10 protein-coding genes and 1 tRNA gene are annotated in these 10,673 nt (G+C 74.7%); 4 read left to right on the forward strand and 7 right to left on the reverse strand.

Annotated features, from left to right (window positions below; all coding sequences use genetic code 11):
* Positions 1 to 119: 119 nt before the first annotated feature.
* Positions 120 to 1,043, reverse strand: a complete 924-nt coding sequence (locus ACFWXO_RS38720) for a hypothetical protein (RefSeq protein ID WP_380530214.1) — start codon at positions 1,041 to 1,043, stop codon at positions 120 to 122.
* Positions 1,044 to 1,085: 42 nt separating this feature from the next.
* On the opposite strand from ACFWXO_RS38720, the gene ACFWXO_RS38725 reads away from it, so the two are divergent.
* The 4 genes from ACFWXO_RS38725 to ACFWXO_RS38740 all read left to right on the forward strand — a co-directional run bounded on the left by ACFWXO_RS38725 (position 1,086) and on the right by ACFWXO_RS38740 (position 3,957).
* Positions 1,086 to 1,712 carry a GNAT family N-acetyltransferase gene (locus tag ACFWXO_RS38725; RefSeq protein WP_380530217.1) on the forward strand — a complete coding sequence of 209 codons (627 nt, stop codon included), beginning with the start codon at positions 1,086 to 1,088 and terminating at the stop codon, positions 1,710 to 1,712.
* 113 nt (positions 1,713 to 1,825) lie between these two features.
* Entirely contained in the window at positions 1,826 to 2,569 is a 744-nt protein-coding gene (locus ACFWXO_RS38730; protein WP_375892910.1) for a sensor domain-containing protein, read from the forward strand.
* Positions 2,570 to 2,712: 143 nt separating this feature from the next.
* A complete protein-coding gene (locus ACFWXO_RS38735; protein ID WP_380530220.1) occupies positions 2,713 to 3,459 on the forward strand; it encodes a hypothetical protein in 747 nt (248 codons plus the stop codon).
* 36 nt (positions 3,460 to 3,495) lie between these two features.
* Positions 3,496 to 3,957, forward strand: a complete 462-nt coding sequence (locus ACFWXO_RS38740) for a GNAT family N-acetyltransferase (protein WP_380530223.1) — start codon at positions 3,496 to 3,498, stop codon at positions 3,955 to 3,957.
* A gap of 11 nt (positions 3,958 to 3,968) precedes the next feature.
* Here ACFWXO_RS38740 and ACFWXO_RS38745 read toward each other — a convergent pair whose 3' ends face one another.
* From ACFWXO_RS38745 to lhgO, 6 genes are all read right to left on the reverse strand, one after another.
* Positions 3,969 to 5,096, reverse strand: a complete 1,128-nt coding sequence (locus ACFWXO_RS38745; RefSeq protein WP_380530226.1) for a hypothetical protein — start codon at positions 5,094 to 5,096, stop codon at positions 3,969 to 3,971.
* Positions 5,097 to 5,496: 400 nt separating this feature from the next.
* On the reverse strand, positions 5,497 to 6,324 hold the full coding sequence (locus tag ACFWXO_RS38750) for a hypothetical protein (RefSeq protein ID WP_380530229.1): 828 nt from the start codon (positions 6,322 to 6,324) through the stop codon (positions 5,497 to 5,499).
* A 197-nt stretch (positions 6,325 to 6,521) separates the two neighbouring features.
* Positions 6,522 to 6,595: transfer RNA gene (locus ACFWXO_RS38755), tRNA-Met, on the reverse strand.
* An 87-nt stretch (positions 6,596 to 6,682) separates the two neighbouring features.
* Positions 6,683 to 8,020: a PrsW family intramembrane metalloprotease gene (locus ACFWXO_RS38760; protein ID WP_380530232.1), complete on the reverse strand. Its 1,338-nt coding sequence runs from the start codon at positions 8,018 to 8,020 to the stop codon at positions 6,683 to 6,685.
* A gap of 116 nt (positions 8,021 to 8,136) precedes the next feature.
* On the reverse strand, positions 8,137 to 8,967 hold the full coding sequence (gene trmB / locus ACFWXO_RS38765; protein ID WP_380530235.1) for a tRNA (guanosine(46)-N7)-methyltransferase TrmB: 831 nt from the start codon (positions 8,965 to 8,967) through the stop codon (positions 8,137 to 8,139).
* A gap of 104 nt (positions 8,968 to 9,071) precedes the next feature.
* The gene (gene lhgO / locus ACFWXO_RS38770) at positions 9,072 to 10,307 is read right to left on the reverse strand and encodes an L-2-hydroxyglutarate oxidase (protein WP_380530238.1); all 1,236 of its coding nucleotides are present in this window, start codon (positions 10,305 to 10,307) and stop codon (positions 9,072 to 9,074) included.
* Positions 10,308 to 10,673 lie beyond the last annotated feature (366 nt).

The raw sequence follows: 10,673 nt of genomic DNA on the forward strand, positions 1-10,673 counted from the left end.
ACAACAACCCGACCAGCCGACACCAAAAGATTTCAGTAGGGATGGCCGGCAAGAAGTTTATAAGCCGCGCCCCCGGCCCCCCGCGCGCCCCCCCCCCGCCGCCCCCCCCCCACGTCGGCTCACTGCTGCTCCTGCTCCTGAGGCTCCTCCGACCCCTCCGACCCCTCCGGCTCCTCCGCGGGCAGCTGCGCCAGGTAGGCGTCGATCTCGGCCGCCCCCGGCTCCGGCGCGAGCTCCGGGAACTCCTCCACCAGCAGGCGCGGCAGTCCGGGCACCGTCCATTCGCCGAGCAGGTCGAGCGCCGCCTCGGCCGCCGCCGCCTCGAACTCCTCGAAGCCACCGGTCAGTTCGTCCGGCATCGGGCGCCCCAACGCGTTCAGCTCGGCCAGGTTGCGGTAGCTGCGCCGCATCAGGCCCTGCTCCAGCAGCAGCCGCGCGCCGTCGGTGGCCATGCCGACGGACAGCACCCGGCCCGGCCCCCAGCCCTGCTCGTCCGGTTCGTCCAGCCAGCCGGTCGTCGTCAGCGCCTCGTACCCGGCCAGCCGCTGCTCCTCGTCGAGCGCGGCGAAGCCCGCCAGCCAGTCCCGGACGGCCGCCGGGTCCGTCACGTCCACCCCGTGGGCGTGCAGCAGCACCGCGTACAGCCGGGGCCAGGTCACCAGGTCGGCGCGGTGCAGCAGCCCGGCCGCGACCTCGCCCTGCCACTCGGCCTCGGCGTGCAGCCGCTCCTGGCGCTTGGCGTTGAGCCGCTTCGCGGCCCGCTGGTGGTCGACCAGCAGCCGTACGGCCTCGCCGTAGGCGAGCGGGTCCTGCTCCGGCGCGGGTTGGACGTAGAGGTGGAGCCGCTCGTACAGCAGGTGCTCCACCTCGTCGGAGGTGAGTTCGGGCCAGCCGTCGTGCATCCTGCCCCCGCCCAGCTCCAGCAGCGCCAGCACCGCGCGCAGCGGCGCTTCGGCCACCGGCGCGCGGTCCTGGCCGGCCACCCAGGCGAGCAGGTCGGCGGCCCTGGTGCGCGGGGCGAGCCGCAGGTCTTCGTCGTTCATGTTCCGAACGGTAGCCGCCGGACGCGGGTAGGGTCGGCAGCCATGGTCCCCGTACGCCTCACCGGCCCCAGACTCGCCCTCCGCGAGTACCGCCACACCCCGGAGGAAGTGGACGCGCTGCACGCGCTGTACGGCGACCCGGAGGTGACCCGCTACCTCCCCTTCGAGCCGCGCGACCGCGAGACCTGCGCCGACCAGATCGAGCTCTACCTGGAGGAGGCGATGGCCGAGGAACGGGGCGTCTACCGGCTCGCCGTCGTCCGGCGCGAGGACGCCGGGGACGCCGGGGACCTGGAGGACGCGCTGCCGGTCGCGCACGCCGCCCTCACCCTCGGCGAGTACCGCTCGGCCCGCCTCGGCTACGTGCTGAGCCGCCCGGTGTGGGGCCGCGGCTACGCGGGCGAGATCACCGGACTGCTCTGCGAGTTCTCCTTCGGGGCGCTCGGCCTGCACCGGCTGGCCGCCCGGGTCGACGTGGAGAACACGGCCTCGGCCAAGGTGCTCACCCGGCTCGGCTTCCGGCTGGAGGGGCGTGTCCGGCACGACCTGTACAAGGGCGGCGCCTGGCGCGACTCGTACCGCTACGCGCTGCTCGCCGACGAGTGGTCCGGCCCGCCCGCGCCGCGACCGGGCGCCGGGCAGGGGCGCGAGGCCGGGCAGGGGGGTTAACCCCACCCCCGATCCGCCGGTCGGCCCGATACCCACCGGGCCCCGCCTCGGCCAGACTTGACCACGTCAGCGAGTACGGAAGACCACGACAACGAGGGGCCGGGGACCGGGAGATGAGCAGCAGCGGCAGCACGCTGGGTCAGGGGTGGGACGCCGCGGGCGGTTACGGCGACGACGGGGCCCGTCCGGCCCGGGCCCGCCGCACCGAGGAGCCGCCCGGTTTCTGGCGGGCGCCGTTCTCCGGGCACTACTACCGCGAGGTCGGCTACGCGCTCACCGGGCTGCCGGTCGCGATCGTCGGCTTCGTCGTCGCGATCGTCCTGTTCTGCCTCGGCGTCGGCACCTTCGTCACCGTCCTCGGCCTGCCGGTGCTGGCCGCCCTGACCAGCACCGCCCGGGGCCTCGGCCGGGCCGAGCGGGCCCGGGTGCGCGGGATGCTCGCGCTGGACGTGCCCGGCCCGGCGCCGGTGCAGCAGGTGCGCCCGGGCAGCTGGGGCTCGATCACCGCACGGCTGGCCGACGGGGCGGGCTGGAAGGCCGCGCTGTACCAGCTGGTGATGTTCCCCTGGGCGGTGTTCAGCTTCTGCCTCACGCTGACGTTCCTGCTGCTCGGCTGGGCGATGGCGCTCTACCCGCTCTACCACTGGGTCTTCCCGCGCTACACCTCCTGGCACGGGTACCAGCTGTTCGACTTCACCGACAGCCACCACGTCCGGCACGCCTACTACGTGGAGGGCACCTGGCAGATCGCCGCGTTCTCGGCGATCGGGGTCCTGCTGATCTTCCTCACCGCGCGGCTGGTCCGCGGCCTGACCAACGTCAACCGGGCCGCCACCCGGGGGCTGCTCGGCCGCTGAGGCCCGGCCCGCTCGCTCCCGGCCCGCTCCCTGACGTTCCACCCCCGCCTCTGCCCCGCCCCGCCTCTGTCTTGCCTCCGCCCCGCCCGTGCTCCGGACGCCCTCCGGATGCGGGTGGGGCGGCCCCGTGTTCGGATGGCCGGGTGGCGACCGCCCCCACCCCCGTGCCGGCCCCGGACGTCCTGGTCACCTCCCGTCCGCTGGACGAGTACTGCGCCCTGTTCGGCCTGACCCGCGCCCGGCTCGCCGCCCTGCCCGGCCCGCTGCTGGACTGCCCGGGCGGTACGTCCGGCCTGGCCGCCGAGGCGCGCGAGCTGGGCTGCCGGGTGATCGCCGTCGACCCGGCGTACGCGCTGCCGCCGCCCGAGCTGGCCGCCCGGGCACGGGCCGCCCGGGCGTCGATGGCCGTCGCGATGGCGGCCCGCCCGCAGCTGTACCCCTTGCGCCGCCCCGCCCGCCCGGACCGCTACCTGCGCAGCTGGGACCGCGCCCGTCGGCTGTTCGCCGCCGACTCGGCCGCCCACCCGCAGTGCTACCTGGCCGCCGCGCTGCCCCGGCTGCCCTTCGCGGACGGCGCCTTCGCACTCACCCTGAGCGGCTACCTGATCTTCGCCTACCCCGAACTGTTCGGCCCGGAGCGGCAGCTGGCCGCGCTGGCCGAGCTGGCCCGGGTGACGGCCGCGGACGGGGAGGTACGGGTCCAGCCGCTGAACGACGGTCGCGGCCGCCGCTGCGGCCACCTCGACCGGCTGCGGTACGCGCTCGGCGAGCGCCGGATCGCCAGCGAGGTCCACCGGGTGCCGCACGAAGGCGGCCGCACCAGCGGGGTCCTGGTGCTCCGGGCCGCCCGTGGCCGGCCCCGCGGGCCGGAACCGGCCATACTCCTGTAATGGTCACTGGGCCGGTTGGCCCCTATACTCGCTCGCATGAGCGAGACCACGATCCGGCCCGCCCGGCCCGCCGACGCCGACCGGCTCACCGCGCTGATCCAGGCCTCCGCCGCCTACCGCGGTGCGTACTTCGCGATGATCGACGGCTATGCCGTGCGGCCCGACTACATCGAGCGCCACGAGGTGCGGATGGCCGTGGACCGTACCGACGACCGGCTGCTCGGCTTCTACGGGCTGATCCACGAACCGGCCGAACTGGACCTGATGTTCGTCGCCGACGACGCCCAAGGACTGGGCATCGGACGGGTGTTGATCGCCGACATGCTCGACCGCGCCCGGGCCGCCGGGATCGCGGCGGTCAAGGTCGTCTCGCACCCGCCCGCCGAGGGCTTCTACCTCCAGGTGGGCGCCGTGCGCACCGGCACCCGCCCGCCGCAGCCCAAGACCCCCTGGTCGCAGCCCGAACTGCGCTTCACGGTCCAGGGGTTCACCGGCTAGGGATTCACCGGCTAGGGATTCGCCGGCGGGTCGACGGCCACTGCCGCCGACGCCACTGCCGCAGACGCCACCGGCGTCGGCTGCGCCGGGACGAAGGCCGCCGCCTGGAGCCGGGACAGTATCTTCTCCGCCAGCCAACTGCGGTCCGACCCGTACGGAATGCCCTGCGGGTCGACCAACTGCGCCGCCACCGCGTCCCGCAGCCGCTGCGCCTCGGCGCCCGGCAGCCGGGAGAGCAGGCCCCGGGCAGCCAGCAGCGCGTGGTACTGCTCGAACCCCGAGCGGGGGTGCTCGATCGCCTCCAGCACGCTCGGCAGGTCCGCCAGCGAGGGATCGCCCTGCATCAGCGCGAGGGCCTGGATCCGGCGGCCCTCCGAGCCGGCCGCGAACAGGGCCCGCACCTGGTCGGCGGTCAGCGCCGAGCGCGTCGCGGTCGAGCGGACCTCCGCCACCACGCCGTCCGGCCCGGCGGGGGAGTCCGAGGACGGCGGCAACTGGGCGGCCAGCGCGGCGGGTCGCTCCGCGCTGCCACCGAGCAGGCCGAGCTGCTGCATCGCGCGCACCCGCAGGTCGTCGGCGCCCACCTTGTCGCCGTGCCGGTCGCGGTCCTGCCCGGCCAGGAAGAGGTCCAGCGCCTCGTCCGTCTCGGTCAGCACCCGGGGCAGCGCCAGCCTGGTCACCAGCCAGCCGGCCAGGAAGCCGAGCACCAGGAAGTACAGCACCAGCGCCGCCGCGAACGGCACCGCTGCGTCCTCCCCGCCCAGCACGGGCGCCAGCGCCGTACCGAGCTGGTGCAGCCGTTCACCGAGCGAGCCGAGCTGGGTCAGCCCGACGCCCAGCAGCACCTTGGTCAGCCAGTCGGAGACCTGTTCCAGATTGGTGTTGGGCGCGTACGAGCCCTGCGGCTCGCCGGAGCCGCTCTTCACCCGGGGCACCCCGAACAGGAAGCCCAGCGCGCCGCCGAGCACCGTCGAGGCGCCCGCCACCACCAGGCCGCCGCCGAGCGCCTGCCAGGCCTGGGCCCGGCCGAGCGCGAACAGCAGCAGTCCGAGCAGGCCCGTGCCGGTCAGCACCCCGGCGGCCGTCCACTGCGCCGTCCGCAGCGCCGACCCGCCGGCCCGTCGCCGTACCCTCGCCATCGCCCACCCCCTGTGTCCGCGCCGCTGCGCCCCGTCGCCACCGCGGGGCCGCGCCGACTCTAGCGCTGCGGCCCCAGCACGGGAACGACCCGGGGGCGCCGCGGCTACGACGGGCGGCCGGAAACGCAGACGACCCGCAGGCTGCTCCTCGACGCAGGCCCGTGCACTGGCCTGACGCCGAGGCACCGGGGATGTACCGGTGAGCCTGCGGGTCGGGTGACTGCTGTGGATTTCGCCTGCCGGAGGCCAGGGGCCTCATCCTGCGCAGGCAGGGGCGGCTCTAGCGAGCAGCCACCTCACACATCCTGATGGAACTCAACTCAGGATCACCTCCTTTCAGTGTGCCGCCACTGTAGGCAGCCTCCTGTCGGGAGGGCAACGGATTATTCGCGGGCGCCGCTCAGGCGCCCTTCACCTTGTCCTGGAACTTGGTGTAGTCGATCACGTTGTCGGGCGACGGGGCCTGGATGGTGACCGGCTTGTCGTAGTCGGTGAAGTCGACCTGGCCCTTGTCGGAGCCGGTGGTCTTCTCCATCCGCACCGGGTAGAACTTGCCCTCGGTGGCGATGTGGAGCAGCGACTCCTCGCCCTTGTCGTCCTTCTGTCGGAGGCTGAACGTCTTCACCCCGTTGACGGTGCCGGCGCTGCCCTTGGTGGGGGTGCTGGAGCCGTCGTCGAGCATCTGGTTGCTCGCGTCGGTGAGCTTGCAGAAGTCGGTCAGGTCCTTCATCTTCGGGTCGTCCTGGAAGCCGGTCAGGTAGCGGCCCTTGAACACCTCGGCGACCGCGTCGCCCTTCGGCCCGCCGAAGGTCTTCCAGAACTGGGCGTCCGGCTTGAGGAAGTACTGCTTGCCGTCGCTGAGGAGCTCGAAGGAGCCCATCCCGGGCAGCGCCATGCTGCCCTGGCACGCGCCCTTCGAGTCCATGACCATGTTGATGGTCATCTCGCCCTCGTCGCTCGCCATCTTGCCGCTGATCCTGAGCGACGTGGCGCCGGCCAGCGCGTCCTTGGCCTTCTTCTCGATCTCCTGGGCGGTCAGCTTGTCCGTGTCGAGCTTCGCCACGGTCGGAGTCGGAGTCGGCGTGGCGGTCGGAGTCGCGGCCGCCGCGGCGGTGGTGGCCGCGGGCGCCGCGGCCTTGTCCGAGTCCTTGTTGTCGCCACAGGCGGCCGTGCCGGCTCCCAGGAGGAGGCAGATCGCGGCGGTGCTCGCCAGGCGCTTCGACAGCATGAGGTCGTTCCTTATCCAGGGAACGGTCCCGCCGCCCCCCACTTGGATGAAATTTTCCTCAGTATGGGGGAGCGGTCTGACAGCAGATCTTGAAAACGGGGTGCCGTTACCGCTTCGTGGCGGGACCGTGCCCTGGGTGTGGCGGGAAAACGAAAGGGCCCGGAGGACGAATCCTCCGGGCCCTTTCGGCTACTGAGTAGCGGGGACAGGATTTGAACCTGCGACCTCTGGGTTATGAGCCCAGCGAGCTACCGAGCTGCTCCACCCCGCGTCGGTGAACACAACAATACGGGGAAGTCGCCGAGATGGGAAATCGGTTCTGCAGGACGGCCCCAACTCACCCTCCGGCGCTGACGTATCACCCTCCGTGCCGATCCGCGGGCCGCCCTCCGGACCGCCCGCCGTGCCGTGCGGCCCGGGCCCTGGCCCAGAGCGCGAAGCCGACCAGGGCCGCGAAGCAGGGCACCATCAGCACCCCGTAGACCACCAGGAACCCGTCCGTCCCCAGGTCGGCGGCGGCGTTCCAGGTGCCGTGCAGCACGATCGCCAGCAGCAGCCCGGCGGGTGCGGCCAGCCGGGCCAGCCAGCGCCGCCCGGTGGTCAGGGCGACGGCCAGGCCGATCCCGGTGAGCGCGGTGAACAGCGGGTGGGCGAACGGGGAGAGCAGGGCGCGCAGGACGAAGGTCTGCACGGTGCTGTCGAAGTCGCGGAGGCTGGGCGGATCGCCCAGGCCGATGCTGTCCAGCCGGTTGCGCTGGTCGGTCGTGAAGGCCCGGCCCAGGTAGAGGGCGTTCTCGGTGAAGGCGAAGCCGCAGGCCGTCATCCCGCCGAGCACCATCCCGGCGGCCAGGGTGCGCGGCCGGGAGCGGCGGTGCGCGGCGCCCGGGGTGCCCGGGGCGGGCGGGGCCGGGCGCAGGTAGGGCAGGGGCCGCAGGTACGGGCGGAGCCGCAGCCGGCCCCGGGCGTGCGGTCCGGCCGGGCGGCGCTGGTACGGGCGGGGGCGCCGGGGCGCGGGCGCCCGGTGCAGCAGCGGTGCGCAGGGGCGGCCGGAGCGGCGGCCGTGGCAGCGCAGCCGCTGGCCGAGCGGCAGCAGCAGCACCAGCAGGGCGGTGGCCTTGGCGCTCTCCTCGATCACCGGGGTGGCGACGCCGGAGCCGAGCAGCCCGCCGAAGGCGTGGTGGTGGGCGGTCAGGTAGTCGGCGGTCCAGTTGTTGGCGAGGATCGCGATCGTGGTGGCCGCGCAGGCGCCCCAGCCGAGGCAGAACACGGTGTGCCGCAGCGGCACCCGGGCGGTCAGGTTGAGCCAGGCCAGGCCACCGAGCACGAAGGGCAGCGGCACCATCGCCAGGCCCAGTCCCACCAGCAGTCCGACGGTGCCGGTCTGCCGCTGGACCAGGTGCAGGATCAGCACCCCGCAGCAGGCCAGGGTCAGGACGGCGGAGGTGGTGACGGAGGAGAGCGCCAGCGAGCGGACGCGGCCCGGGGGCGCCGTGGTCGGGCCGGCCGGGAGCCGACCGGCGACGAGGGCCGTCGGGGCGGCCGGTGCCGCGCCGCCGGGCCGGGACAGCAGCCGGTCGGCCCGGCGCCTCCGCGGCCCCGGGATGGTCCGGGTGACGCCGGTGCGCGGGACCGTACCCGGTGCGTCGGCGGCGGTGCGGGCGGTCGCCCGGGGCCCGCCGCCGGGCGGGCTGCCCATGCGGCTCAGGGTAGGCCACGGCGGCGGCCGGTCGGGACGACTCGGGACGAACCGTTCGTCCCGGCCGCGACCGGCCGGTCAGCCCGGCGCGGCCCGTTCGAACGGCTGCCGGAGGGTCAGCGGCGGCGGAACAGCAGGTCGTGCACCACGTGGCCCTTGGCGATCCCGGCCCGCTCGAACTTGGTGACCGGCCGCCAGTCCGGTCGGGGCGCGTAGCCGGGGACGCTGCCGTCCGGGTGGTCCGCGGGCTCCAGCCAGCCGGTCCCGTCACCCTCGGGGTGCAGGTTCTCCAGCTCGGGAGAGGCGGACAGCACCGTCAGCATCTGCTCCGCGTACGGCTCCCAGTCGGTCGCGCAGTGCACCAGGGCGCCCGGGGCGAGCCGGGGCAGCACCAGGTCGAGGAAGGACGGCTGGACCAGTCGGCGCTTGTGGTGCTTGGGCTTCGGCCACGGGTCGGCGAAGTAGACCCGCAGGCCGTTCAGCGAGGCGTCCGGCAGCATGTCGCGCAGCAGGATGATCGCGTCCCCGGCGGCCAGCCGGACGTTCCGCGAGCCGTCCCGCTCCAGCATGCCGAGCAGGTTGCCGTGGCCGGGGGTGTGCACGTCGGCGGCCAGGATGCCGGTCGACGGGTCGGCGGCGGCCATCGCGGCGGTGGTCTCGCCCATGCCGAAGCCGATCTCCAGGGTGACCGGCAGACCGTCGAACAGCTCAGCGAGGTCGAGCGGGGTGCCGTCGATCGGGACGCCGTACGTCTCCCAGCTCCGGTCCAGGGCGCCCGCCTGGGCGTTGGTCATCCGGCCCCGGCGCGGCTGGAAGCTGCGGATCCGCCGCTCCCGGTGCTGTTCCTCGGTGGCCTTGTGCGGGTACATCGGCGCGGGGTAGGCGGCCGGCGCCGCGGACAGCCGGGCGGACGGCGATTGCTGGGGGATCGGGGCGGTGGAAGTCACAATCAACCGAGTCTACGGGGCCGCGCGGGGCACCCGGAGGGGTGTGTGACGGGGCTCATCCGGGCCGGGGCCGCGCGCTCCGCCGGGCCGGTACGGCGGCGGGCTCAGCCACCGGCCTCCAGGGCGGCCAGGGCCCGGCGGGCCACCTCGCGGCCGATCGGCAGCGAGGCCGTCGCCGCGGGGGAGGGGGCGTTCAGCACGTGCACCGCCCGGCGCGGGGAGCGCGGGTCCGCCGGGTCGAAGCCGGCGAAGGCGAAGTCGTCCAGCAGCGAGCCGTCCCGGGCCACCGCCTGGGCCCGCACCCCGGCCGTGGCCGGCACCAGGTCGGCGGCGGTCACGGCGGGCAGCAGCCGTCGGACGGCGGCGGTGAACGCCCGCTTGGACAGCGAGCGGTGCAACTCGCCGACCTCGTACCGCCAGTGCCGCCGCAGGATCCGCCAGGTGCCGGGGAAGGCGAGGGTCTCGGCCAGGTCGCCCGGGCGGACGGTCCGCCAGTCGTACCCCTCGCGGGCCAGCGCGGGCACCGCGTTCGGGCCGACGTGGACGTCCCCGTGGATGCCCCGGGTGAGGTGCACCCCGAGGAACGGGAAGGCCGGGTCGGGCACCGGGTACACCAGGCCGCGGACCAAGTCCCGCCGGTGCTCGGCCAGTTCGTAGTACTCCCCGCGGAACGGGACGATCCGCACCCCCGGGTCGTCCCCGGCCAGCCGGGCGATCCGGTCGCTGTGCAGCCCGGCGCAGTTCACCAGCACCCCGCAGCGCAGCTCCCCGCCGGAGGTGCCGACCGTCACCCCGTCCCGGCGCCGGGCCACCGCCCGCACCGCCGTGCCGGGCCGCAGTTCGGCGCCCGCCTCCCGGGCCAGCCGGGCGTAGGCCGTGGCGACCGCCGGGAAGTCGCAGATGCCGGTGGTGCCGACGTGCAGCCCGGCCCGCCCGACCACGGCGGGCTCGTACCGGGCGATCCCGGCCCGGTCCAGCTCGGTGACCGGGATGCCGTTCGCCCGCCCGCGTTCGGCCAGCGCCGCCAGCCGGGGCAGTTCGGCGTCCTCGGTCGCCACGATCAGCTTGCCGGTGACCTCGTACGGGAGGCCGTGCTCACGGCAGAACTCGACCATCTCGGCGGCGCCGGCGACCGCGAAGCGGGCCTTGTACGAGCCGGGGCGGTAGTACACGCCGCTGTGGATCACCCCGCTGTTGCGCCCGGTCTGGTGCGCCGCGAAGCCGTTCTCCTTCTCCAGCACCGCCAGCCGCAGCCCGGGCCTGGCCCGGGTCAGGGCGTACGCCGTGGCCAGTCCGACGATCCCGCCGCCGACCACCAGGACATCGAAGTCGTCCGCCACGCTGCGCTCCTCGTCCACCGCCGGGTCGCCGTCGCCGAAGCCGGTACGGGCGGCGTGCGTCGCCCCCCGCCCCGGCTTCCGCCGCAGATGCTGCCACGGCTCCGGGCGGGGGTCGAGACCGCGTGACGGGCGGGGCGGATGTCGCGCGGCGGTCGGCCCGTCAAGGCTCCGCTGCGCGGGTACGCGTCCTTCGTCCGTTCGACCCTCGTCCGGTCGGCCTTCGTCGGTCCGGCCTTCGTCCGGTCGTGAGTTCGACCTTCGTCCGGTCGGCCCGGGGCATGCCGAGGTGGGGGGGGGGGGGGACGGCGGCCCCCCCCCCCCCCCCCCCCCGCCGCCGCGGCCCCCCCCCCCCCCCGCGTCCGCTAT

Origin of the sequence: Kitasatospora sp. NPDC059088, assembly GCF_042738155.1 — a bacterium.
Classification (GTDB): Bacteria; Actinomycetota; Actinomycetes; order Streptomycetales; family Streptomycetaceae; genus Kitasatospora.

Excerpts from the sequence above, each read along its gene's own strand:
- ACFWXO_RS38720 (WP_380530214.1), bottom strand. The coding sequence starts at position 1,043 with ATGAACGACGAAGACCTGCGGCTCGCCCCGCGCACCAGGGCCGCCGAC.
- ACFWXO_RS38725 (WP_380530217.1), top strand. The coding sequence starts at position 1,086 with ATGGTCCCCGTACGCCTCACCGGCCCCAGACTCGCCCTCCGCGAGTAC.
- ACFWXO_RS38730 (WP_375892910.1), top strand. The coding sequence starts at position 1,826 with ATGAGCAGCAGCGGCAGCACGCTGGGTCAGGGGTGGGACGCCGCGGGC.
- ACFWXO_RS38740 (WP_380530223.1), top strand. The coding sequence starts at position 3,496 with ATGAGCGAGACCACGATCCGGCCCGCCCGGCCCGCCGACGCCGACCGG.
- ACFWXO_RS38745 (WP_380530226.1), bottom strand. The coding sequence starts at position 5,096 with ATGGCGAGGGTACGGCGACGGGCCGGCGGGTCGGCGCTGCGGACGGCG.
- ACFWXO_RS38750 (WP_380530229.1), bottom strand. The coding sequence starts at position 6,324 with ATGCTGTCGAAGCGCCTGGCGAGCACCGCCGCGATCTGCCTCCTCCTG.
- ACFWXO_RS38760 (WP_380530232.1), bottom strand. The coding sequence starts at position 8,020 with ATGGGCAGCCCGCCCGGCGGCGGGCCCCGGGCGACCGCCCGCACCGCC.